20 protein-coding genes are annotated in these 26055 nt (G+C 40.0%); 3 read left to right on the forward strand and 17 right to left on the reverse strand.

The genetic code is table 11. From position 1 onward, the window contains the following. Nucleotides 1–93: 93 nt before the first annotated feature. From AWM76_RS09185 to fadE (AWM76_RS09220), 8 genes are all read right to left on the reverse strand, one after another. Nucleotides 94–1659, reverse strand: a complete 1566-nt coding sequence (locus tag AWM76_RS09185; RefSeq protein WP_003141119.1) for a CoA-transferase — start codon at nucleotides 1657–1659, stop codon at nucleotides 94–96. A gap of 88 nt (nucleotides 1660–1747) precedes the next feature. Further along, nucleotides 1748–2950 carry an acyl-CoA dehydrogenase FadE gene (fadE, locus tag AWM76_RS10760; RefSeq protein ID WP_003141120.1) on the reverse strand — a complete coding sequence of 401 codons (1203 nt, stop codon included), beginning with the start codon at nucleotides 2948–2950 and terminating at the stop codon, nucleotides 1748–1750. Between the two features lie 12 nt (nucleotides 2951–2962). Next, nucleotides 2963–3940: an NAD(P)H-dependent flavin oxidoreductase gene (locus AWM76_RS10765; RefSeq protein ID WP_003141122.1), complete on the reverse strand. Its 978-nt coding sequence runs from the start codon at nucleotides 3938–3940 to the stop codon at nucleotides 2963–2965. A gap of 103 nt (nucleotides 3941–4043) precedes the next feature. Further along, a complete protein-coding gene (locus tag AWM76_RS09200) occupies nucleotides 4044–4988 on the reverse strand; it encodes a LysR family transcriptional regulator (protein ID WP_003141124.1) in 945 nt (314 codons plus the stop codon). A 50-nt stretch (nucleotides 4989–5038) separates the two neighbouring features. After that, on the reverse strand, nucleotides 5039–5824 hold the full coding sequence (locus tag AWM76_RS09205) for an enoyl-CoA hydratase/isomerase family protein (RefSeq protein ID WP_003141126.1): 786 nt from the start codon (nucleotides 5822–5824) through the stop codon (nucleotides 5039–5041). 84 nt (nucleotides 5825–5908) lie between these two features. Next, the gene (locus AWM76_RS09210) at nucleotides 5909–7096 is read right to left on the reverse strand and encodes a thiolase family protein (protein WP_039934675.1); all 1188 of its coding nucleotides are present in this window, start codon (nucleotides 7094–7096) and stop codon (nucleotides 5909–5911) included. 30 nt (nucleotides 7097–7126) lie between these two features. After that, the gene (gene fadB / locus AWM76_RS09215) at nucleotides 7127–9385 is read right to left on the reverse strand and encodes a 3-hydroxyacyl-CoA dehydrogenase/crotonase FadB (protein ID WP_039934670.1); all 2259 of its coding nucleotides are present in this window, start codon (nucleotides 9383–9385) and stop codon (nucleotides 7127–7129) included. Nucleotides 9386–9487: 102 nt separating this feature from the next. Continuing rightward, the gene (gene fadE / locus AWM76_RS09220) at nucleotides 9488–10693 is read right to left on the reverse strand and encodes an acyl-CoA dehydrogenase FadE (protein WP_003141131.1); all 1206 of its coding nucleotides are present in this window, start codon (nucleotides 10691–10693) and stop codon (nucleotides 9488–9490) included. Nucleotides 10694–11140: 447 nt separating this feature from the next. Between fadE (AWM76_RS09220) and AWM76_RS09225 the strand changes: the two genes are divergently transcribed. Further along, entirely contained in the window at nucleotides 11141–12373 is a 1233-nt protein-coding gene (locus AWM76_RS09225) for an ISL3 family transposase (protein ID WP_158320211.1), read from the forward strand. Nucleotides 12374–12621: 248 nt separating this feature from the next. Here AWM76_RS09225 and fadD read toward each other — a convergent pair whose 3' ends face one another. From fadD to AWM76_RS09270, 9 genes are all read right to left on the reverse strand, one after another. Then, entirely contained in the window at nucleotides 12622–14157 is a 1536-nt protein-coding gene (fadD, locus tag AWM76_RS09230; protein ID WP_060779409.1) for a long-chain-fatty-acid--CoA ligase FadD, read from the reverse strand. Nucleotides 14158–14400: 243 nt separating this feature from the next. Beyond that, on the reverse strand, nucleotides 14401–17244 hold the full coding sequence (locus AWM76_RS09235) for an ABC transporter permease (protein WP_106427326.1): 2844 nt from the start codon (nucleotides 17242–17244) through the stop codon (nucleotides 14401–14403). A gap of 10 nt (nucleotides 17245–17254) precedes the next feature. Continuing rightward, entirely contained in the window at nucleotides 17255–17956 is a 702-nt protein-coding gene (locus tag AWM76_RS09240; protein WP_039935940.1) for an ABC transporter ATP-binding protein, read from the reverse strand. Between the two features lie 289 nt (nucleotides 17957–18245). Continuing rightward, complete coding sequence (fghA, locus tag AWM76_RS09245) at nucleotides 18246–19079, reverse strand: S-formylglutathione hydrolase (RefSeq protein ID WP_003143346.1); 834 nt, start codon at nucleotides 19077–19079, stop codon at nucleotides 18246–18248. Between the two features lie 6 nt (nucleotides 19080–19085). Further along, nucleotides 19086–20201: an S-(hydroxymethyl)glutathione dehydrogenase/class III alcohol dehydrogenase gene (locus AWM76_RS09250; protein ID WP_039935935.1), complete on the reverse strand. Its 1116-nt coding sequence runs from the start codon at nucleotides 20199–20201 to the stop codon at nucleotides 19086–19088. 468 nt (nucleotides 20202–20669) lie between these two features. Continuing rightward, nucleotides 20670–21890 (reverse strand): class I SAM-dependent rRNA methyltransferase, encoded by a 1221-nt coding sequence (locus AWM76_RS09255; RefSeq protein WP_003143348.1) that lies wholly within the window; start codon nucleotides 21888–21890, stop codon nucleotides 20670–20672. Next, nucleotides 21883–22533 (reverse strand): VanZ family protein, encoded by a 651-nt coding sequence (locus AWM76_RS09260; RefSeq protein ID WP_003143349.1) that lies wholly within the window; start codon nucleotides 22531–22533, stop codon nucleotides 21883–21885. Before AWM76_RS09260 ends, AWM76_RS09255 begins: the two co-directional genes overlap by 8 nt. Nucleotides 22534–22574: 41 nt before the next feature. After that, nucleotides 22575–24017, reverse strand: coding sequence for a sensor histidine kinase (locus AWM76_RS09265; RefSeq protein ID WP_003143350.1), 1443 nt, complete (start codon nucleotides 24015–24017; stop codon nucleotides 22575–22577). A gap of 2 nt (nucleotides 24018–24019) precedes the next feature. Beyond that, the gene (locus AWM76_RS09270; protein ID WP_003143352.1) at nucleotides 24020–24745 is read right to left on the reverse strand and encodes a response regulator transcription factor; all 726 of its coding nucleotides are present in this window, start codon (nucleotides 24743–24745) and stop codon (nucleotides 24020–24022) included. 261 nt (nucleotides 24746–25006) lie between these two features. Between AWM76_RS09270 and AWM76_RS09275 the strand changes: the two genes are divergently transcribed. After that, on the forward strand, nucleotides 25007–25387 hold the full coding sequence (locus AWM76_RS09275) for a single-stranded DNA-binding protein (RefSeq protein ID WP_003143353.1): 381 nt from the start codon (nucleotides 25007–25009) through the stop codon (nucleotides 25385–25387). 197 nt (nucleotides 25388–25584) lie between these two features. Continuing rightward, nucleotides 25585–26010 (forward strand): anthrone oxygenase family protein, encoded by a 426-nt coding sequence (locus AWM76_RS09280; RefSeq protein ID WP_039935936.1) that lies wholly within the window; start codon nucleotides 25585–25587, stop codon nucleotides 26008–26010. Nucleotides 26011–26055 lie beyond the last annotated feature (45 nt).

Raw genomic sequence — 26055 nt, forward strand, 5'->3', positions numbered from 1 at the left:
AGCCATCAGTCCCTCCCATTTTATATGCTTTGCATAGCCCTGTCAAATATTGATAGATTGGGATTTTGTCTTTATTTTCTCATTAAAAATCCATTATTGTGTTTGACCATTCTTCAAAGACCATGTTTCTTCAAATAAATGGCTCTCCATCACTTTCAAATCATCCGCTACAACTGGGCTAAATCCCATCTGATCGAGAACATCTTTGTGTAAGTCTAGACCGGGTGCCACTTCAGTTAAAACCAATTTCGCTTCCTTATTCAACTCAAATACCGCCCTATCAGTCACAATGGTTATTTTCTTACCCGCCTTAACTGCTTTTGACCCATTGAAAGTAACATAAGATAGGGCGTCCGTAAACTTACTTTTATTTCCTTGATCATCAATTACTAGTTGGTTATTTTCAATATGACTTTTATCTTTCACCATAAAAGGACCTACAAAAATAATTTGCTTTGCTCCTTCCGCAATGTCCATCATACCACCAGGGCCCATAATACGGTTACCCAATAAAGTCGTATTCACATTGCCATTTTGGTTTATTTCACCAAATCCAAGTACTGTTGTTTCTAGTCCGCCACCATGGTATAGGTCGAACATGTCACCAGAGTTAATGACTGCCTCTGCATTATAATTTGGTCCATAGTCAAAACCGGGAGCAGGCACCCCACCAACAGCTCCTAAATCTGTGGTGAAATGATATTGATCCAGTAAATTGGCTTCATAAAATAAATTAGATACTATACAAGGAAGTCCAACTCCTATATTAATGATAGTATTCCTCTTCAATTCTAATGCTGCTCGACGTGCAATCACTAATTTAGCCGACAATGGTGCTGGATTAATCGGCAAGTCATGACTACGAATTTCATTTGAAAGCAATGGACTATAGCTAGTTGCAAAGGTTTGTTGATGATACTCAGGTGTGCCTTTATACACGTAATCTACCAAAATCCCTGGTACAAGTACGGATTTTGCCTGTAAACTTCCTCTTTTAACTACTTGTTCAACTTGAGCAATGACGATTCCACCAGAATTCTTAGCTGCAATAGCCATTGTTAACGCTTGAAGATTCATGGGCTCATGGTTAAAGGCCAAGTTCCCCTTCTCATCAGCATAAGTTGCCTTAATAACGGCTACATCAATGCCAATGCTCTTGTAAAATAACCACTCTTCGCCTTGTAGATTTTCAACTACCATTAAGTCATCTTGCTGACGAGCTTTATCAGACATTTTTCCACCAGATTGACGAGGGTCTACATAGGTATCAAGTCCAACTTTTGTCCATACGCCCGGTCCTTTTTCCGCGGCATTTCGATAAAGTAAACCAATCGTTCCTTGCGGTATAATAAATAGTTCAATTTGATTATCCAAAGCAGCTTGCCCAGTTAATGGGGCTCCGTGTATATGAGACCCGATATAGCGTTTGAGTAATCCAGGTGCTAACAATAAGTCAATTCCCGTTCCCTCACCGCGACTGAGTCCTGCAACTGATATCACAGTAATGTCTTTTGGATGATTGGTTTGCTCATATTGCTGACGTAATGCGCCAAAAAATTCTTCCGCCAAACCACCAATACCACTAGTTGTGAAAGCAATGCGTGCCTCATCCTTTACTAAGGTGACAATTTCTGTTACTGAACGAATCTTACTTTTCATAGTCCACCTCTAAATTCTTTTTTAATGCTTCAATAAAAATAGCGGACTAAGTTTTCGCACCCGGTCCGCTACAAGACTTTTAAACAAACTATACAAAGGCGCTAAATCCTGTTAAATATCGCCCTATAATCAGACTATTTACTTCATGTGTGCCTTCATAGGAATAAATGGCCTCTGCATCTCCAAAATATCTTGCAACTTCCGTATCCACCGTAATACCATTTCCTCCGCAAATTTCTCTACCCAATGCTACAGTTTCCCTTAATAAACGAGCATTTTGCATTTTAGCAATTGAAGCTGGCACTTCAGCATATTTCCCCTCAGTTTGAAGTTCAGCTAAGCGATAAGATAAGGATAAGCCAGTTGCAGCATTCGCTTGCATCCTCGCTAATTTTTCCTGGGTAATTTGGAATTGGCTAACTTTTTTACCGAACTGTTCTCGCTGTCCCGTATATTTCAAAGCCGCTCTTAAGGCACCCGCATGTCCACCTGCCGTAATATGGGAAACATCTGCACGCGTTGCGTAAAGGATACGCGAAACATCTCTAAAGGATTGAATTTTAGGTAGTCTAAAGGCCTCAGCCACCTGTACATTCTTTAAATGAATATGACCATTTTGTACCAGTCTTAGAGCTATTTTCCCATCAATCTTCTCTACAGTAAGGCCCTCGGTTGCGGTTGATACCATGAAGCAAAGGATATCATTATTTTCTGGGTTACGGGCAAATGTTGGTATGAAATCTGCTGAACCTGCGCCGCCAATCCAACGTTTCTCACCATTCAGTAGCCAGTTATCGCCATCTCTTACTGCTGTTGTCGCCATACCTCCAGCTATATCTGACCCGTGATCAGGTTCTGTTAAGGCAAAACAAGTCTGCCACTCAAAACTAGTAAATTTTGGTGCGAAATAATCAATTTGCTCCTGACTTCCACCTTGCAGTAAGGTAGTGAAGCCTAGCCCCGCATGGACAGTCATAAAAGTTGCTAAGGACATGTCCGTCCTGGCCAATTCATAATAACGGAAAAGATTAAAATATTCGCTCACTTTATATGGGTGCTGGCTTTCTTTGAATAAATCAGGATGGTTCATTAAACCTAGGTCGCCGACCGCTTTAAAAGCCTCAAAAGGAAAAGTTTCTTCTTTCCAGTGTTGTTTTAAAGTAGGCGCTATTTGATCTTCTAATACTTGACGCAATTTACTCAACAATTCAACTTCTATTTCAGTTAATTTTTGGCTGAAACCATAGACGTCTTCAGGATATAAATCTGAAAGTATCTGCTGTTTATCCATATGCCTACCCTCCTACTTAAATACAGCCGAAAGGTTAGTCATATAGGTATGTCGTTCTTGGAACCCATTAATAAGCTCCTCAAATATTTCATCAACTGTCATAATCTCGTTAATTCGCCCCACGCCTTGACCCATGCTGAGTTGTGCATGTTGGACATCTCCATTTTGCATCGCTTCATAAGACCTACGCCCTGAAATCAAAGGCATTAGTGTTTCTAGTGTCGCGCCGTCTTTTTCTGCTTGAAGGATTTCTTGAGCCATTTCATTATTAGCCACACGCATAGCATTTCTTAAAGAGGTCATTGTTAAAACAGTCCCATTTTCTGGTATCTGTAATAAGGCCTGGCGATAAGTATCCGAAGCATTCACTTCTGGTGTTGCTAGAAATCTAGTGGACATTAAGACACCATCTACACCTAAAGCCATAGCGGCATATAGGCTTTTACTATCCACAATCCCACCAGCAGCCAATACAGGTACAGATATTTTCTCTACCGCTTTAGCCCAAAGTACTGGACCAGAAACAAGGTCTACTCCTGGGTGGCCACCACCTTCAGCACCAACAAAGGCAATGATATCCGCACCATCTTCCTGTGCCGCTAACCCATGGCGGATGGAGGTAACTTTATGAATCACTTTAATACCAGCATCTTTCAAGGGTTGGATAAAGTTTCTTGGTCGTTGACCAGAAGTTTCAACTACTGGTACCCCCTCTTCAACCAAGACTTGAATATAATCCATAATCACTTCTGGCATGGCTACTTCAGGTACTAATGAAATGTTGAAGCCAAAGGGTTTATCAGTTAAGGATTTCATTTTTTGGACTTCAGCTCTTAAACTATCGACATCCGGGAAAGCCATGGACGGTACTATACCAAGTCCACCAGCATTTGACACAGCTGAAGCAAGTTCAGCCAGCGACATATACTGCATTCCCCCTTGGATAATTGGATACTGAATATTGAGCATTTCAGTGACACGCGTTTGCATATTGGATCGCTCCTTCTCATATTAACGATTAGAGGTTATCAAATAGGCCTGCACTTATCATGAAAGTTCATTGTCCGTACCATATTTATCTAATAACCACTAATTAAGCTTCATCTAGAAAATCATATTTAAGACTTTCATTTTCTAGATAGAAATTCTCTAAAATAGATTGGTAAACAAAGTTTTCAACTTTTGAATACCCTGCTTTTTTCTCACGTACTAAGGTTGGAATATAGGGAATAGGATCTTCAAATCTTTTCTCAACAATCCCCATCTGATTTAATTTGGCAATAAATAAGCTAAAATATACTGTTGGTAATAGCGCAACTAATTGATTATAGAGGACCGTTTCAATCATGTAGTCCCACGAGCCTGAAGTAAATAGTTGAATCGCCTTAGAATCATGGGTACGCAACTTCTCCATAACCAAATCATGTACCACATCTTCCTTGTTATAAGTAACATAATGATAGTCATCTAAGTGTGACCATCTAAGCAAGCGTTTCGTCACTAAGGGATGATCTGGTCCCATAAAAGCCACAATTTCTGTTCTCACTAATTGATGTGATTCATATTTATTTTCATCTAATATCTCAGGTGGTACTAGGACTGCCATATGAATCATATTATCTTGAAGCATCCGGTATAAATCATTAGTACCTGCTTCAACAATTTCAATATGCGCATCTGGATTTTCGATGAGAAATTGTGGAATAAATTTATTAAAGAAAAATCTTAAGTAAGTTGGGTGAATCCCAATCTTGATGCGCCCCTTGTAGACGAGCGATTCTTTCTCAATCACTTGTTCCAAGTTGTTGTATTGGTTCAAGACTTTTAAAGCTGACCCATAAACCCGCATCCCAGATTCGGAAACGCTTACAATTCTTCCGTTCTTTCGGTTAAAGAGAGACACACCTTGCTGTTTTTCAAAGTTTTTAATAAATTGGCTTAGCGCTGACTGTGAGACAAAAAGGTTATCTGCGGCAACTGTTAAATTACCATTTGATTTTACAATTTCCACGAAATACTGCATTTGGTTGATGTCCATATTTATTGGCCCCTTTACGTTTCTTCTTGCCAATAGTTTACCATACCAGGCTATCTTCCTTGGAACTTAGGCTTTCTCTTCTCTAAGAAAGCAGTAACTGCCTCGCGGTGATCTGCAGTTAAGGAAGCCTTACGCATATATTTCGCTTCTAATTGGTTATTCTCTAAAGCTTTTGGATATTGTAGGTCATACATAATCGCCTTTTGATAAGCTATAGCTACAGAAGGACTAGCAACAAAACGACTAGCCAAGTTCAAAGCGGATGATAGTAAATCTGCATCCGGCACTACTTGATAGATTAGGCCATATTGTTCAGCTAACTCAGCTGTGATGGGTTCATTTAACATAACATGACGGTTGGTACGGTAGGTCCCAATTGACTCACTCAAATTAAAGAGCAAGCTAGTATCACCTGGAAAAGCCATCTGAATGAAGGCTGTCACTAATTGTGCATTTTCTCCCATCAGAATAAAATCACAAGCTAAGGCTAAACCTAACCCAGCACCAGCTGCTACACCATTTACGGCCGCAATCACTGGTTTAGACGACCTACGAACTGCTGCAACCATTTCTCCCGTTTTAATCACACCTGATTCGGGAATACCTTCACCCGACGTCGCCAAGTCTTTAAATTGGCGAATATCACCACCAGCGCAGAAGTATTTTCCAGCCCCTGTAATTACAATCGCTTTTACATCTGGATTCTCTTCAACCGATGCTACAGCATCAATCACTTCCTGATAAGTTGTTTCAGAAAAGGCATTGCCGGAAGCTTCACGATTAAAGGTAATCCTTGCAATTTGGTTCTCGATGGTAAATAAAATTGTTTCAAACATTGATTTACTCCTTTGCAAAATGGGCGAAGGACTAGCCAAGCTAATAGAATTCCAATAACTTAGCGAGTCCTTATACCATCTTGTCTAGTGAATATACTCAAAGATACCAGCAGCACCCATACCAGCACCTATACACATAGATACCATGCCGTACTTACTATCTTCACGCTTGCCCATTTCAGCTAGTAACCTTGATGTTAAAATCGCACCTGTTGCCCCTAGAGGATGCCCTAGGGCAATCGCTCCACCATTCACATTAGTGATGGATTGATCAATACCTAATTCACGAATTGACGCTAAAGCTTGAGAGGCAAAGGCCTCGTTTAACTCGATTAAATCCAAATCATCTAAGGTTAAGCCAGTGAGTTCTAAGACCTCTGGAATCGCATAGGCTGGGCCAATCCCCATATATTTTGGATCAACGCCAACAGCCTTAAAGCCAACAAAACGAGCAATTGGTTTAACCCCTAATTCTTTGACTTTATCGCCTGACATTAAGACAACAAAACTTGCACCATCAGAAATTTGTGAAGCTGTTCCTGCTGTCACAGTGCCATCTGCCTTAAAGATTGTCCGCAATTTTCCTAAAGTTTCCATTGAAGACTCTGGTCGAATCCCTTCATCTTGATCAAAGATTTTTTCTTCTACCTGTGGGCCATGTTCGGTATAGCGCACTTTATGGGTAGTAACCGGTATAATCTCATCCTTGAAACGACCAGAAGTTTGTGCTTTGTGGGCCCGGCGATGACTTTCTACACCAAATGCATCCTGGTCTTCGCGACTAACCTTGTATTTACTTGCTACATTTTCAGCAGTTAACCCCATTGGATAAGACACACCCGAATCTTCTGTTTGTAAGGTTGGGTTATTTGTTGGTTCATTCCCACCCATCGGAACTGCACTCATAAACTCAACACCACCAGCTACTAGCACATCTGATTGACCAGCCATAATAGCATTAGCTGCTATAGCAATTGTTTGCAATCCCGATGAACAATAGCGGTTCACTGTTTGACCAGCAACTGTATAAGGTAATCCCGCCCGTAAGGCAATTGTACGGGCAAAGTTCATCCCTTGCACACCTTCTGGAAAGGCTGATCCGACAATGACATCCTCAATTAAAGCTGGATCAAAGTCACCTTCAATACGGTCAATGACCCCTTTTAATACTTCAGCAGCAACATCATCTGGACGATCATTGGCTAGGGCACCATTCGGCCGCCCTTTACCAATCGCTGATCGGCCGTAAGAAACGATATAAGCATCTTGCATCATTCGTTCATTCCTTCCTAATTTCATCCACTAGTTTCGTAATGGTTTACGTGTTTCTAACATATAGGCAATCCGTTCATATGTTTTTTGGTTGTTCGCTAATCTAAGGAAATGCATTTTTTCTAGATGTTGTAACCAATCTTGGTTAACAAATGTTCCCTCAGGTAAGTCCCCACCTGTCATAATTTCTGCAACGGTTAACCCTAATTCCATATCATAGTCACTGATAAAATGACCTAGTCGCATGGCATCTAATTGACCTTCCACAACCGCTTTGAAGCTAGTACCTAGAATTGGGAAGTTCACTTTAGTTCGTGGAATATAGTTCGTTTTAGCTAAATAAGTTAACTTGTCTAAGGCAATCTCCACTACGCTATCACTAGCTGCCACAATATCATCAGACTGTCTTAGATAGTATTTGTCTCTGGCTTCATAAGCTGACATCGATACATCACCAGAAGCTACGCGCGTAATGACATCGCCTAGAATACGCATTTTCGCATCTTTTTGGATTGGCATATTCATTACACGTTCAGTTAATTCCGCTAATCCACCGCCACCAGGGACAAGACCTACACCCACTTCAACTAAGCCGATATAAGATTCCGCCGCAGCGACAATATAAGGTGATGCTAAAACCAATTCTGCCCCTCCACCAAGTGCACGCCCACGGACAGCCGTTACAATTGGTTTTGATGCGTAACGAACGCTATTAACCGCTTTATGTAATTCACTAATCGTTTGGCCAATTAACTCATCAACCCCGTCAGATTCAATTGCTTCCTTCATCATATTCAAATTAGCTCCTGGACTGAAATGCGGCCCATTTGAATAGATTACCATACCAACATAGTCGCCAGATTCTAATTCATCGACTGCTTTAATCAATTCAGTCGATAAATCCCCTGTGATTGTGTTATTTGGTGTATGGAAATTAAATAATAACTGTTCTCCATTTATAACACTTAAAGTAGATGCATCTGTTTGCCAAATATTTTCATCTGTTTTTTCACTCATTGGCGTAATATTCTCAAGAATTTCCCCTTTTTGGTAGAATGGTTCACCTCGATTAGCTACCCATTCAGGTAGGGGACCAATCTCTTTTTCAATACGTTTTTTAACCCGTTCAAAGCCCATTAAATCCCAAAGTTGGAAGGGACCCATTTTCCAATTGAAACCCCAAACCATTGCCCGGTCGATATCTTTGTAATCTGCTGCCGCTTTAGGTATATTATTGGCTGCATAATAGAAGGTACTCGCTAAAGTTTCCCAAAGGAACTTACCAGCTGTATCTGTAGATTTAAAAATGACATCCATATTATTTTTTAAATTACTTGAAAACTCAGCTAAAATTGGTAAATTGGGTTTTTCAACTGGGTTATAAGTCAATGTTTCTGGATCTACTACCAAACGTTGACGCCCTTCTTTTTTATAAAAACCATGGCCAACCTTATTGCCCAAAGCTCCTGCTTCAACCAATCTGCCAATTAAAGTAGGTTGGTTGAAATATGGTTGTTCGCTTGGATCTTGCGTCAAGCCTCCAACTACAAAAGTAGCCACATCATTCCCTACTAAGTCAGATAAACCATAAGTCCCAGTGCGTGGTCGCCCAAGTACTTTTCCTGTTAAGGCATCTACTTCCGTGATTGACAAGCCGTCACGTTCAGCTCGGTACATGATGTCATTCATAGAATGGGTGCCCGTTCTATTAGCGATGAAGGCTGGTACATCATTGGCTATAACTACCCCTTTACCTAATTTTTTCTCAGTAAAGACTTTTAATTGATTAACCGTCGCTTCGGAAGTGAATTCAGTTGGAATCAATTCCACCAATTTCATATAGCGTGGTGGATTAAAGAAGTGCATGCCTAAGAATCGTTCACGCTCTGCACCTTTAAAAACTTTAGCTATTGCCTGAATTGGGATACCAGAAGTATTTGTCGCTAGGATAGCTTTTGGTTTAGCAACCGCAGCAATCTTTTCCCAAATCGCGTGTTTAATCTTGATATCTTCTTTAACTGCTTCAATAAAAATATCGGCATCTGAAGGTTCCTTTAAGTCATGATCAAAATTCCCATAGGTTAAGTTACCTTGAAATTGACTTTGGTATAGCATCGGTTTCTTGCGGTCAGTGATACGGTCATAGCCAGACTTAGAAAGTTTATTGGGTTCATTTTCATCGATGACAACATCTAATAATTGTACTTTCAATCCCGCATTTACGAGTAAGGCGGCAATTTGACTCCCCATGACACCAGCCCCGAGAACGGTCGCTTTTGTAATTGTCATTGTATTTCCCTCCATCTTTGATCAATTGTCTATAATGAGAGATTGGATAGCGTAGCTTATCTGCCTTTTCTACCCAACGCTCTATTATTGTTGCTTTAAATACTAATTAAATGCTGCTTGTCCGGTTAAGGCACGACCAATGACTAAAGCATTTACTTCATGCGTTCCTTCATAGGTATAAACGGCCTCTGCATCTGCAAAGAATCGAGCAATATCATTGTCCACTACAATCCCGTTACCTCCACAAATTCCGCGGCCCATTGCCACTGTTTCCCGAAGTCTTAATGCATTCATCATTTTACCGACTGAAGTTACTACCTCGTTGTAGTCACCTTCTTCTTGTTGACGTGCAATTTGTGAACATAGAGCCATTGCAGCAGTTAAATTTCCTTGCATCATGGCTAATTTTTCTTGTACTAATTGATAATTAGAAATTTCTTTACCAAATTGCTTACGCTCAGTGACATATTTCAAGCTAGCTTGTAATGCCCCAGCCATCGCACCGGTGGCCATGTTGGCAACTCCTGCACGTGTTGAATATAAAACTTTCGCAATATCTTTAAATGAATTGATATTTTGTAGTCGATCACTTTCAGCTACTTCAACATCTTTCAAATGGATATTAGCATTTGGCACAATTTTTAGAGCAATTTTATTTTGAATTACATCAATATCCAAACCAGCTTGCCCTGCTTGAACGATAAAGCATTTTGGCTTACCAGTTTCCTCATCTCGAGCAAATACTGGAATCACATCAGCAACTGAAGCACCACCAATCCACCGTTTTTCACCATTGATAATCCATTTGTCGCCTTCGCGTCTAGCACTTGTTTCTAATCCCCAAGCCACATCAGAACCATGATTTGGCTCAGTTAAAGCAAAACATGTGCGTAGTTGATGACTGGCTAGTTTTGGAATATACTTTTGAACTTGTTCAGGACTACCACCAAATAGGAAAGTATTAAAACCTAGTCCCGTATGAACACCCAATAAAGTATTCAAGGACACATCAAAACGCGATAGGGTAAAAGCGAAAAAGAATTGGAATAATTGACTGGTTGTCTTTTTACCTTCACGCCCTTCAAATAAAAGTGGATTGTCAAAGTATCTTAAATTACCAATATCTTCAAAGAATCCTTCTGGTTCTGATTCAGTTACCCATGCTTCATTTAAGCCACTGCGGTATTTGCTTTCTAATAGTTCTACCAACTGTTTTAAAACTTCAATTTCTCCATCGGTTAAACCACTTGAGATCTTTAAGATATCTTCTGGGAATAACTCTTTTAATACTGCTTCTCTATTTTCCATGAGGTAAACACTCCTTATTATTTATATATAGATCAATTGCCACGCTGGTTTTGCCTGAATTGAATATTTTCTAGTAAAACTAACAAAGATGATATCGCTTACAAACTTATATTAATACCAATAAGGTGTAAAGAAAAATAAGCCTTATTAATATGGACTATGAGTAATACTAATAGTTATTGTAAACGCTTTCTAAAAAGCGTCATTAACAATAGTTATAAGCTAAACTTATGATTACTATTAAAAAAGGCTCTACAATATATAGGACTGATGACTTCAAAAAAGGTCATTGGTTCTATATTTTTTTACAAAAAAAGAGGAATCTCCATTATCATAAAGTTAACAACAACCATGATAAGATAGGAGATTCCCCGTATGAATAAGTTTATCAATACCACGTTACAATTGAAAGATGAAAATATAATTTTCGAAGATAAAGTTGAAGAGATGATAGTTAAGAATATAAAGTCACTGATCTATTTCGGCAAGTTAGATGTAAATCCTCAGTATTGTCCAGCCTGCGGCTGTGTTAAACGAGGAAATAGTATCGTTAAGAATGGATCTAAAAAATCAAGAATTACGCTAACAAAGATATCAGGGTTACCTGCTTACCTTGAATTAAGCAAGCAACGCTATCACTGTAGAGAATGCGATAGCTACTTCACTGCTAAATCAGAGATAGTCGGTGATAACTGTTTTATTTCTAAGCGTGTTAAACGGATGGTATTAGACTTTGCAACCAATGCGTTGACACTTAAACATATCGCAGAGACATGCAACGTTTCTGATCATACAGTTCAACGAGTAATTAATGGTGCTGGTAAAGACCTTAAACCTAGCATCTTCGATGCACTACCAGAGCATATTGCTTTCGATGAATTCAAAGGTGTAAAGCATGCCGAAGGAAATATGAGCTTTATGTTTATAGATAATACGAATTCACGTATTGTAGATGTGCTAGGAGATCGCAGAAAATTCAAGCTACGTGATTACTTTTTTGCCTATCCGTTGAAAACTCGTCAGAAAGTTCAAACAGTTACAATGGACATGTACATGCCTTATATGGAAGTCGTTAGAGAGGTATTTCCCAACGCCAAAATCATCATTGATCGTTTCCATTTAGTTCAAGCATTAAATCGAGAATTAAATAAGCTACGTATTGAAGTAATGAATGCTTTCAGGGTTCCTGACCATAGATTGTACAACAAGTATAAGAGATATTGGCGAATATTCCTAATGCCCCGAGAAAACTTAAACTCATGGGATTATCAACCGTTTAAATTATTTGATTGGCTTACGAATACCGGTGGTATTTTAGATTATTTACTAGATAAGAACCCACTATTAAAAGACTCCTATAATATCGTCCATAACTTGCGTGAAGCGCTTCAAGAGAATGACTCTGAAGTGTTTAAAGCTCAGTTAGCGCAGTCTAAGTTAGTTAAATTACCAAGCGGATTAAGACGTGTGCTACGTACATTTACCAAACTTCAAAGATATATTGGGCATACTTTCAAATACAACCACTTAACGAACGGCCGTATAGAAGGTTTGAATAATAAAATTAAGATCTTAAAACGAATAGCTTACGGATACCGAAACTTCCAAAATTTTAGAACTAGAATATTAATGACCAATAAACTATATCTAAATGAAATACCGGTAGTAGAAGCAGCCTAAGGGCTGCTTGATAATCACAAAATAAAGATAAAAAATGAATAATGGAAAAGAGTATAAAAAAACCAGGTAATCTAATGATTACCTGGCAGATATTACTCATCAGTCCTATTTGACGAAGAGCCTTAAAAAAGAAATACAAAATCCCTTATATAGTTGAATTTTATAAGCAACCATTATTAGGTATATTTAAAAGCAAATAAAAAAACACTAGGAAAATAAGTCTCCTAGTGCCTAATTTAATCCTTATTTTAACTACCTGCGCTTGCTGTCAAATTTTCTTTAGCGTGCGCTGACATCATACGGCTAAGTTCTAGACGGTCTGGTTTACCAACCGAGTTAACTGGGATTTCATCAATTTCCATGTAAAGTTTTGGCGTCTTATATCCGGCAAGTTTTTCCAGGCAGAATTGATCTAGTACTTCTTGGAATTTGTCTGCACCTTCAACATCTTGATTGACCATAATCGCTGCTGAAACAGATTCACCAAATTTTGGATGTTCAAATCCAAGTACAATAGCTGATTTAACCAATGGATGTTGGGTTAATACGGCCTCAACTTCAGATGGTAGGACATTTTCCCCACCAGTAATAATCAATTCTTTCAAACGATTGACTAAAGTCATTTCACCATGTTCGTTTAAGTAAGCTAAATCCCCAGTTCTAAAATAGCCATCGTGGAAAGCTTTGGCATTTTCTTCAGGCAACTTCCAGTAACCAGGTGTTACGTTCTTACCTTTCACTAACAATTCACCAATTTCACCTTGCGGTAATGGATGCATCTCGTCATCTACAACGATCATTTCATCAAATAAAAGAGGAGAACCAATTGTAGCTGGGCGCTCATTAGCGCGTTGACTAGTATTAAACGTTAATAAAGGCGCTTCGGTCAATCCGTAGGCGTTAATGATAATTTTACCCATTTGCTGGAAAACTTTTTGTACAGCTGGTAATGGTGGTGACCCTCCTGCGACTAATAAGTCTACGCTCATTAAGTTTTCTGGTTTAAAGTCAGGTGAAGCGATAATACCGTAGTACATGGTTGGAATCATGACTAGTACATTTGGTTTGTAAGTACGGATCCAATCGTTAATGGTTTCATAGTTGAAGTAGCGTTCTAACACTAATTGACCACCTACAACTAACATTGGTATCGCAATATCAATAAAACCTAAAATGTGGAACATTGGGGTTGAGCCAATTGTTACCCAATCTTCACTCATTCTCCAAGAAATGATTTGATTGAATACGTTATTTAGATAACTTTCATGGGTATGAATGACCCCTTTTGGTCGACCGGTTGAACCTGAGGTATAAATTAATAAAATAGGATCTTGCCAATCAATAGACACACTCTCAAAAGGTTGATGGTTACTTAAATCCATCATTTGATTGTATTCAGCCTCGTCCACATTGTACTTGATGTAAGCGTCAGGTACTTCTGATAGACGGTCTAAATGGTTAGTTGCATATAAAATATATTCAATACCTGCATCTTCTACCACTCGGGCAATTTCTACTGGTTTTAACCGCCAGTTGAGTGGAACGAAGACTGCACCAATCTTAATTGCAGCTAACAACATATCAATAATAGCAATATCGTTAGGCGCAAAAGTGGCAATTCGGTCTCCCTTTTTGATGCCTGCATCCTCTACCAAGTGCCGAGCTAAAATTTCCGCTCGTTGATTTAATTCTTGATAGGTAAATTCTGTTTGTTTCAATGGATCAATCACCGCCACTTTTTCAGGGGAAGTAATTGCGCGCGTTTTAATCCAGTCCAAATTCATTGTTTATCTCTCCTTAAACATTAGAATTTGTAAGCGCTATCATCTTTTGTTACTCTCATTTTACTAAAAACTCAAGCCATGTCTAGAAAATCCTTTAATTTTTAAGGAATTAAAGGAGAAGCTGGGACACAAAAGCCCAATAATAAGGGATCGCTTAAAACAATATTGTACAATTCATAGTGAGTTTGATGATTTTGACCATAAAAAATGTAGAACCAGAATTAAATCCCGGTCCTACTTTTATTAATCTTCTTCTTTTAGTGCTGATACCATTTCCACTTTCTTCAATTTGTAGTGCATGAAGATCATGACCACAATGGAGAAGGCTAAGGTAATCAGACTTGCGTAAAGGTAAGATTGCCATTGGATCACAATCGGGAAGAATACCTGATCGATTGCCACTGTATTTAGGATATAGCGTAGTAAGCCGTATCCTAAGAAGTTCCCAATGATAATCCCTACCATGGTTAAGAATAAGGTTTCTCGATAAACATACATACTGACTTCAAGTGACCGGAATCCTAGCACCTTAACTGTCGCCAACTCGTGCATCCGTTCTGACACATTAATGTTGGTTAATGAGTAGAGGACGATAAAGGCCAGCCCACCTGCAGAAATAATCAAGACGACGGTCACCAGATCAAGGGCTGATAGGGTTTCTTCAAAGTCCGTGATTTGACTAGCGTTTAAACTTGTCCCAATGACACCAGCTTCTTCATTGACTTGGTCAAAGATTGCGGATTGATCGCTAGTGGATAAGCCACTGTCAAATTGAACAAGGGCTGTGTTTTCTTCACTTTCTTCACCGAATACCTCTTGATAGTAAGCATCTGTCATGTAGATTTCATGACCTAGATAGTTGGTGATGACGCCTTTTACAGAAAATTCATAAGGATCGTTATTGGTATCCACCAAGGTCACTGTATCTCCTGCTTGAACGCCTAACAATGATGCTAGTTTAGCGGTGATAAGAACACCATCTTCAGGTAAGGTCATTTGACTTTCAGTGTCTAATTCCTGCATTTGGAAGTAATCTTGATAGTTGCTTTCTGAGTCAAAGGCCATGACACTCACGATTTGTTGGGTGATTGAATCGTCATCGGTCATCAGCACATCACGGGTCAGCGGTAAAACATTCTCCACGTCACCATTATCTGATAAATCGGTGACTACTTGGTCGCGGTCTTCTTGACTGGCATCCATATTGAGTGACAGGCTACCGTCATACATTTTCACTTGGTTGAATTGTTCATTTGGTAGACCTGAAATAGAGTCAGATAGACCGAATCCAGTGACAATCAACATGGCACATCCGGCAACCCCGATAATGGTCATCAAGTTACGCCCTTTATAGAGGAAGATGTTCCGCCAAGTGATCTTACCTTGGAAACTCAAGCGCGACCAGAACCCTTTGAATCTTTCTAGGAAAATATGTTGGCCATTTTTCCCGGTAACAGGTTGCAATAGGCGGGCGGTCTTCTCGTTCAGAGTCGTTCTAGTGGTTAACCAAGCTGGTACAACAGTCGTCAACAAGGAAATCCCTACTGCGATTGAGATGTCCACAATTTGCCAAGTGTATATCATGCCAGGTAAGGCCACGGTATTGGAGAAGGCAGACACAATGATATTCGGGAATAGATAGTTACCGATTGAAATACCGATGACCATCCCTAAAATAGCTGCCACACCTGCATACATAATGTATTTGGTTTGAATCGTACGCGGGCTATAACCTAAGGCCTTGTAAGTCCCGATTTGAACCCGCTGCTCTGTTACCATCCGTTGCATGTTGGTAAAGGAAACTAAAGCTGCAATCAGGAAGAAAATAATTGGGAAGGCTTGGCCAATTGTCGCCATGTTATCCGCATTATTTTCCCAAGCGGTATAGCCTGAGACGCCAGAACGGTCATTAATCGTATAAGTCGGTTCATCTAAATCAGCCACTGTTGATTCAGCGTCTGCAATATCTGCTTCAGCGCTAGATAAGGATTCTTTAGCTTTCTGACTTTCACTTTCATAATCACTTCTTGCTTGGTTTAACTCACTTTGAGCTGAATCAAGACTTGCTTGACCAGCTTCTAATTGAGCGGCCACACTAGACATGCCAGCTTGAGCTAAGGATACGCCTTCAGGTAGTTGCGACTCAATTTGACTTTCTTGTTGGTCTATTTGACTCTGGTTGTCATCAATTTCTGATTGCGCTTTGTTTAATTCACTTTCGCCAGACGCCAATTCAGACCTAGCTGAGTCAATTTCCGCTTGTCCAGATGAAATTTCTGATTCGGCTTCAGATACAATCTGGTTATAGACTTCACTTGGTCGGTAGGCGAATACGTCTTCAATTTCTGATTGCTTATCTGCGATGACTTGATTGTATTCGTCTGAATAGGCCTCAAAATCATCTACAGAGGTCACGTCAATAGCGATACTGGTATAAATATCCCCATTAATCGCTTCAGGTGTAACCACCGCAAAACCGTTTAATTGCCCGTCTCCAAGTGCTGTCGCCCCGCGGCTAACATTTGAAATTTGCAGGGGTGAATTTACGTAGCCGACAATGGTAAAAGTCTCACCTAAAAGAGCTGGCGCACCACTTTCATCGTCTTCTGAATTAACGCCTAAATCAGTTAAACTGATCTTTTGACCAATTTGGTAGTTTTCCTCATTGGCTAATTGGTTATCAATGGCGATTTCATCGGCCGCTTTAGGTAACCGCCCTTCTTGGACATCAAATTGGTTGATATCTGATGTTTCATTGAAGTTTGGATAGAAACGGACTAAATCATGACTCGTAGCAATCTGACGGTCAACATAGGCATAGGGTTCATACACGATATCTCCCACGTCTTCCAGTAAAGCTAAATCATCCTCGTCTAGCCCCATAGTTGACTGAATAGACATATCTTCTAAGTTGGTTTGGTTAAAATACTTGTCTGCAACCTGGATCATGTCTGGTGCAGCAGCACGGATACCCACGAAGAACCCTGTTCCCAAGGCGATAATCAGCAAGAGCGCTAAAAACCGCCCCAGGGTATTCTTAATCTCGCGAAAGCCGTCTAACCATATTTTTCTATTCTTCATTTTCATCAATAACCACCTACCATTCAATATCTTGAATTGGTATCGGTTGAGCATTTAATTCCTGCGACGAAACAGTTCCATCATTGATTTTGATGACTCGGTCAGCCATTGGCGCAATCGCCTGATTATGGGTGATGACAACAACAGTTGTCCCCTGTTCATTGGCTAAGTCTTGTAAGAATCCTAACACCTTTTTCCCAGTTTCATAATCTAAAGCACCAGTCGGCTCATCACATAATAATAGCTTCGGATTTTTCGCAATCGCACGGGCAATCGATACACGTTGCTGTTCTCCACCTGACAATTGTGAGGGGAAATTGTCCTTTCGATGATATAAGCCAACCCCTTGTAGTGCATCCTTGGCCGCTAATGAATTATCCGAAATTTCTTCCGATACCTCTACATTTTCAATAGCCGTCAAGTTAGGGATTAAGTTATAGTTTTGGAAAATGAATCCCACTTCGTCACGCCGGTAATCGGTTAACCCTTTCTCGTCATACGAAGCAATATTCTTATCAGCTACTAAAACTTCGCCTGAAGTCACTGCATCCATCCCACCTAAAATATTTAAAAGCGTCGATTTCCCAGCACCAGAAGGGCCAAGAATCACTACGAATTCGCCCTCTTCAATTTCTAAGTTTACATGGTCATTGGCTAAAATTGCGGTATTTCCTGTTCCATATTGTTTTACGACATCCTTTAAGTGAATGTAAGCCACTATCAACACCATACTTTCCTTTTTAATCTACCCTAATTCTTCGTCTTTACTCCCAATCATCCTTAATCATATACTATTTGGTCAAGCAAAATCAAAGAATCGAAATATTTAATTTAAGTTATTTCAATAATCTATGAGCTAGATGATCTTGATAAAGATATAAATTTACTTATCTGTATGTTTAACAATTATTCATCAGTCCGATCTGACCTAGCGCCTCTTTTTCCTAATCAAAAAACGCCCCTAAAGTAGCTTGTTCAAGTCTACTTCAAGGGACGTCATTGTTCTGTTATTTTAAATGTTGTTTGTGGAAGGCGAAGTGTTCTTCTAAGAATGTTGCGATGAAGTAGTAGCTATGGTCATAGCCTTCTACTTTTTGGTAATTGACTGCTTGACCATTTTCCTTGGCGTTTTCGAGGAAATGGCTTTCGTCTAATTGTTCTGGATAGAATTCATCTTGGCTACCTTGGGTGATTAGAATTGACGGCGCGTCAACGTCTTTAATCAGTTCTGTGGCATCCCATTCTTTCCAAGCTTCCTCATTTTCACCTAGATAGGTTGTGAAGGCTTTAATCCCCCACGGCACTTGGCTTGGGTTTAGAATGGGTGCAAAGGCAGAGATGGCTTTGAAGCGGTTGGCGTTTTTCAAGCCAATAACTAAGGCGCCGTGTCCGCCCATTGAGTGGCCCATAATACTTTCTTGGCCCGCATAATGAGGGATTAAATCGGCCGCGATTGGCCCCAATTCATCCACAAGATAATCATACATCTTGTAATGGTTGGCCCATGGTTCTTGTGTGGCGTTCAAATAGAATCCTGCCCCTTGACCAAGGTCATAGGCCTCGTCATCAGCAACATCTTCTCCGCGTGGTGATGTATCTGGAATCAAAACAGCTACTTGCTCTTTTTCGGCTAATCTTTGGAAACCACTTTTTTGACTAAAGTTATCGTCTGTACAAGTTAAACCGGATAAAAACCAAACTAGCGGGATTTCTTGTCCCTTTTCATTAGAGGGCAAAAATAGACTAAAGGTCATGTCGCATTGTAAGGTATTTGAGAAATGGCGGTATTTACGGTGTTGACCGCCAAAGGCACGATTGCTAGCAATCATTTCTAAAGTCAATTTTCATCACTCCCCATAAGTCAACATGGTACGGATAGATTCACCTTTATGCAGCAAGTCAAACGCCTCATTGATGTCTGTGAAATCAAGGTTATGGGTGATAAATGAATCGATATCAATCTCACCGTTCATGTAATCTTGTACCATACCTGGTAGTTGCGTTCTACCTTTCACGCCACCAAAGGCAGACCCACGCCATACACGACCTGTAACTAACTGGAAGGGACGTGTGCGGATTTCTTTACCTGCACCGGCAACTCCGATAATGACACTTTCACCCCAACCTTTATGGCAAGCTTCTAGGGCCGAACGCATCACGTCAACGTTTCCGATACACTCGAAACTGTAATCTACCCCACCGTCTGTCATTTCAATGATGACATCTTGGATTGGTTTGTCGAATTTAGATGGATTTAGGAAATCAGTAGCACCCATTTTTTCAGCTAATTCAAACTTATCTTCGTTCAAGTCAACTACAATAATACGACTTGCTTTCGCTTGCACCAAACCTTGAATAGCCGCTAATCCAATAGCACCTAAACCAAATACAGCCGCCACAGCGCCTTCTTCTACTTTAGCGGTGTTATGGACTGCACCGATCCCAGTTGTGACACCACAACCAAATAGACCGACTTTATCAAGTGGCGCTTCCTTATCAATTTTCGCTAAAGAAATCTCAGGAACGACTGTATACTCGCTAAAAGTACTTGTTCCCATGTAATGGTAAATAGGCTCGCCATTATAAGAGAAACGCGTTGTGCCATCAGGCATTAACCCTTTACCTTGCGTTTCACGGACAGCACTACATAAGTTGGTTTTACCAGAAAGACAGAATTTACACTCCCCACATTCAGCTGTATATAGTGGAATCACGTGGTCGCCCACCTCAACAGACGTCACTTCATCACCTACAGCAACCACCACACCAGCACCCTCATGGCCTAGTACAGCAGGGAATACACCCTCTGGATCATCACCCGATAAGGTAAATGCATCCGTATGGCAGACAGAAGTATATAAAATTTTCACTAATACCTCTTTCGCCTTTGGTTCCGCAACATCAATTTCAACAATCTCCAGCGGTTCGCCTGGATTAAATGCAACAGCAGCTCTACTTTTCATTAAAATTCCTACTTTCTGTTGTGCTTTTTCAATTACTTGTATTACCATAATTACATACTAACATTTCTAGCACAATACTGACATTTATATCACTATATCAATTTTTGGAAAAAGGACTTCCGAATTGAAAGCTGATGATTCATTTTTACGAAAATTGAAATTGGTCAGAAGTAAGTGTTTATGTAAAATCGACATTAAAAAATCTGGGCCTTATTTTTTCACGTCATCCTTGAATGATCCACCACAGTTCGCAAATTAAAGCGACATTTGAAAATCTATGAGCAGGCAATTTTCTACAAATTATATTTTAATTGAAACTTGTATTAACAGTTTTACCTCCAAGTTTAAGCCAATGATAGCGCCTTTCTGGTCAAAGAATGAAGCTTTACTAGCATGACTTAGCAGTGAAGACCACAGGATGCGGGAGCTGACGTTCCGATGACCAATCTAGCAATGACTGGATTCTTATTATAATTTTTGGAAGATTTCTACTTTTAAGTAGTCACTTTCCGGGTTACCTTTTGGTGCCGGGAAATCTACTGGTAAGCCAAAGTCAGCTACTGGCATGATGTCCACGCGTGCGTCATCAGACCCTTCACCAATTTGTTTAATGAAATCATCTTTAGTCATGTTGGCGGCATTTGTTGAACTTACCAAGTAACCGCCTGTGTTTAAGATTGATAATGCTGAAGCAACTAGGTTGCGGTAGTCTTTGCTGGCTTGGAACGTGTGTTTTTTCGTACGTGAGAATGATGGTGGGTCAAGGACCACGATGTCAAAACGTAAATCATGTGTTTTGGCATAATCTAAGTAGTTGAAGACATCCATCACGCGGACTTTGTGTTGGTCACCGATTTCTAAACCGTTGGCTTCGAATTGCTCTTGTGTTAATTGTAGGCTTCGTTTTGCCACATCAACACTCATCGTTTCAGCTGCCCCGCCTAGTGCTGCAGCGACAGAGAAAGCACCTGTGTATGAGAACAAGTTCAGCAATGATTTACCTGGTGCAATTTCAGTTTGAATGTAGTTACGGACGTTACGTTGGTCAAGGAAGATCCCTGTCATCCAACCGTCATCAAGACGAACGATGTAGTTTACACCGTTTTCTTGGATGGTTAAGGTTTCAGGAATGTCGCCAGCTAAAACTTCTGATTGTTTAGCGCTGCCTGTGCCGTCTAAGTTGAATCTGTTTTTCCCAACAATACCTTTAAGTTCTGGGAATACATTGTTTAGGGCTTCTAGGATAATGTCTTTGTAGCGGTAAATACCTTCTGAATACCATTGGATCAAGGCGTAACCTGCGTACCAGTCGATTGTGAAACCGCCGATGCCGTCTCCTTCACCGTTGAAAATACGGAAGGCAGTGGTCATGTCGTCGATTAATAGGGCTTGACGTTGGTTCTTCGCTTCTTGTAATTTCGCTTGTACGAAATCAAGGTCACCAAGTAAGCCTGTGTCAGCGTTTTGGTCAGTGGTTAGGATCCACCCAACACCTTTGTGTTGTTTGGCCATGTAGCCGTATCCTAGGAATTCGTGGTCGATACCGATGATTTCGACTAGTTCTCCTTCAGTAAATGATGGTGGATTAACGAAGTCTTTCTCAGTTAAAAGGATTTGTCCTTTTTTCACTTGGACTGTTGCCCATTTACGTAGTTCCTTTTTTGGTAATTGTGTATTCTTTTTAGCCATTTGTATTTCTTCTCCCTTTTATGTACCTGTTGCTGATTTTCAAAATGTCATAGATCAGGTAACCGATGATTACCCCTGCGCCATTAAAAATGACGTCATCAATATGACTTACGCCTGTTTCTAAATAAAATTGCATGGTTTCAATTGATACGGAAAATAACAATCCCCAAAGTAACGTGATGAAGAAGGCACGTTCCATCTTAAAGATATAGGGGAACATCATACCAAATGGAAAGAACCAAACAACATTTCCAAAGAAGTTATACCAGAAGGAAAATGCGGATCCGCTTCTTAACTTAATAGTATCAACCAGTGGTACCCAATTTAATTCACTCAGCGACCGTTCAAAATTGAAGGACGCCTGCCACCATTGCCAATCATAACGTAGTACGGTTAAATGTACCAACAATATTAAATATGTGGCAAAAGTAAATTTGATTGCTTCTCTAAACCAGTCAATCGAATAGTCTGTATTCTTAGACCGTTTATAGAAAATGATTCCTGCTTGAATAACCAGTAAAGCAATCATATAGAAGATGGTTTTATCCAAACTAAACAACGATAGCTCTACTAAATGGAAATTTAAAATTCTGCCTGCAGAAATGTCTTCTAGCCATGTAAGTAACGGCCCTAAAAAATACATCTTAGTTCAATCCTTTTGTTACTAGTCGATTGCTTTAAAAGCTATTCGACCTTATTTTTTTCTAGCAATGTTTCACCGTCGTAAAATACTAGGGTAAATATTGTCCCAACACCGGCTTCACTTTCCACGTGGATAGTGGCTTGGTGTAATTCAACGAGTTGTTTGACAATCGATAAACCTAAACCAGATTCACCGAATTCGTTATTTTTTCGAGAAATATCTGCTTTATAGAATCGCTCCCAGATATTTTCGACTTGTTCTTTCGTCATCCCCATACCTGAATCTTTTATTTTAATATAAGTTTCCCCATCTTGAAAGGCGCTGGACATAAAAATTTCGCCATAATCAGTAAATTGTACCGCATTTTGGATGATATTGAAGATAATTTGGTGGAATCGGTCATAATCAGCGTAAATCGGCACCTCGTCTGGCATATCCAATTCAAACTTGGTGTGCTTAGCTTTGGCTGTTTCAGATAGTTGCAGGGCAATATCCTTTAAAACTTCGGCTGCATTGAATTTCGATTTCTTCAATACAATTTCATTAGATCTGATTTTTTCAATATCTAGATTTTCGTTAACTAAACGATTTAATCGGTTGGCTTCCTTATACATCAAGTCCACAGACCGGTCAATTTTATCTTCAGGCAAGACTTTTTGTCTTAACCCTTCCAATAAACCAATCATAGTCGTTAGTGGGGTCCGGATTTCGTGGGCCACATCCATCATCAATTGACGGCGGATGTTTTCTTGCCGGTCGATTTCCACCTCAGACTCCCCTAAGGCAACCGCCATTTGGTTAAAGTCCTTGGCTAAATCATCAAATTCATCAATATTATTTACGCCCAAACGAACGGAATAGTCCCCTTGCGCGATTTTCTGGGTCGCTTCCTGGATCCGGCGAATCCGTTTATTTTGATAGCCTGCAATAATGACTGAAAAGATGACCGCAATAATCAAAGCAATCATGATTCCTTTAACCACATTTTGCACCAGGTTATCAATAATCGCATCGGATTTGCTAGATGGCACTCCAATAACTAAGTAACCCGCAAAGGACTGGTCTTCTTCATTGGTCAGGGGCATGAAGATGGCTAAGGCATCTCCGTCTTTTTCTGTAATGCCCATTTCAAAGGTCCGTAAATTCAAATCGTGACCATTTTCTAACGTCTTCAATTCTTCATCCGTCAACTGATTATTTGGAATCATCGCTGCTTCATCGGTTGGATAAATCAATTCGTTGTCCGCATTAAAATAGAACACCTTCATATTAGACGACTGCAGTAAGGGTTCCATGGAAGTTAAGAATTCGGTTGAAATGGTCTGTCCTGAAATAAAGTGGGCAATGTCATTCAATTGTTGCTCTTGCCGCAGGAGTACTTGGTCCCTAGAAAAAGAAAACAAAGTCACCCCCATGGCTACTATGGTCACGCCGATGACCACTAGAAAGCTGAGGATTTGTTGGTAAAAAAAATTCAATTTCATTGTTAAACACCAGTTTCGTCAAATTTATAGCCTACTCCCCAGACTGTTTGAATAAGTTGTGGCCCATACTCTTCCATTTTTTGACGTAACTTTTTAATGTGGGCATCTACTGTACGCTCATCCCCGTAGAACGGGTCTTCCCAAAGCGTTGTCAGTAAGTGTTCCCGGGTAAACACTTGTTTTGGACGTCCGGCCAATAATTGTAAAATTTCAAATTCTTTGGGCGTTAAATGTTGAATTAATTGGTCTTTATAGAAGGCTTCACGGTTTTGGCTATTAATCCGGATAAATTCCGTTTGGATGTCAAATTGATCCGCATTGCCCTTTTCCTCTGCGGCTTCAACTGCAGATTCAGTCAATTGGCTGCGACGGTACAGTGCACGCATCCGTGCCATAAAGGTGATTGGGTCAAAGGGTTTAACTACGTAATCATCTGCACCAAGGCCTAAACCAAGGACTTGCTCACTTTCTGCGTCACGAGCAGTCAGCATGATAATTGGTACTTGTTTATTTTGTTGGCGAATGTCACGACAGATTTGAATCCCATCTTTACTTGGTAAGTTTAAATCCAAAATCACCATTTCAATCGTTTCTTCGTTGGCTAAATAGTATTGCCAGCCCTCTTCACCATCCTGGATAAACGTCGCTTCCCAGTCTTTTTGTTGTTCAAAAAACATACTCATCATCTCTGCAACACTTTCGTTATCTTCAATCATCAAGATGTTCATGTTTTCGTCCTCCTTATAAGTCAAATTATTCCTTTAATATTTAGTCCGGCGCTACTATTGGATGGTTTAGGGCAGAAACTCTATTCTCCTATATTGTACCCTAAAATCCATTACGACCGGCTATCTTTACCTATCTTTTGCCCTAATTTTATAAAATATCAAAAATTTGTGAACTTTTTGGGGGGAATTGGCGAATAAATACGTATGTAATAGATTGGAGGGGTAACCTCTATTGAGCCAGAAACATTAGGAGGATGAAAAATGAATCAAGTGCAATTAATCGGACGTCTAGCTAGAGAAGTCACCCTAACTGAAATTTCGAACAACCGACAGGTGGTCAATAATGCAGTAGCCATTAACCGCAAAGGGAAAGGTGGGACTGACTATGTCGACTTTATCCCAATTACTGCTTGGAATGGGACGGCTAAACTCATTGATACCTATATGCAAAAAGGCGATGAGTTAGCGGTTGTTGGTCAATTACGCATGCGTCAGTTTGAAAACAAACAGGGTCAAAACGTTTCATCAATTGAGGTTCAAGTATCTGAAGTAACTTTCCTCCGTAAGAAAATCGGCGTTGATCAACCGCAAAACCCTGACGAACAATTAATGGCCAATATCGAAACCCTGATTTTAGATTAAATAAGATAGAAGACTTGATTAACTCGTCCTAAATTAGACCCATCCTGATTTAGGTAGGTCCTACGCTTTCCAGTAGAAAAATGTTCCAGTACAATAGACTTAAAGAAAGGCTTTTATATAGACTTAAATTCAAGTGTATAATAAAAGCTATTAGCGAAACTATTGTAGAACACATTCTGGTTAGGGGGGAAGCAAGTATGTCTATTTTTCAAATTGTCTATGTCTTTTGCCTGGCCATCCAACTAGGCTTCTATTTTTCTTTCTCCAACACCATCATGCCCGTGCTTGGCAAACAAGCCGGTAACGTTGGCCAAAGGATTATGCAGGACATCAATAAGCAGGTTGAAAACGACCAATTTCTAGGCAGTTTTTTCGCACCGATATTTTTATTCATTGCTATACTTTTGCTGGGCAACCCCATTGACTGGCAAATGTATCTGAGCTTTGTGATTTATTTTGCCGGTGTCATCGGCGTAACTATCGCCTTTAATATGCCACTGAACCGCCAACTAGCTAACCGGAAAACCCGAACCGATTGGGCTGAATTTGTCCAACAATGGTCTAGGTGGAATCATGTGCGAACTGGATCTGCCCTAGTCGCCTTAGCCCTAGCCATCAGCTAATTATAATATTAGCTACACCAACATCTAGTGATTAAACATACCATC

The organism is Aerococcus viridans (assembly GCF_001543285.1).
In the GTDB taxonomy this organism is placed as follows: Bacteria; Bacillota; Bacilli; order Lactobacillales; family Aerococcaceae; genus Aerococcus; species Aerococcus viridans.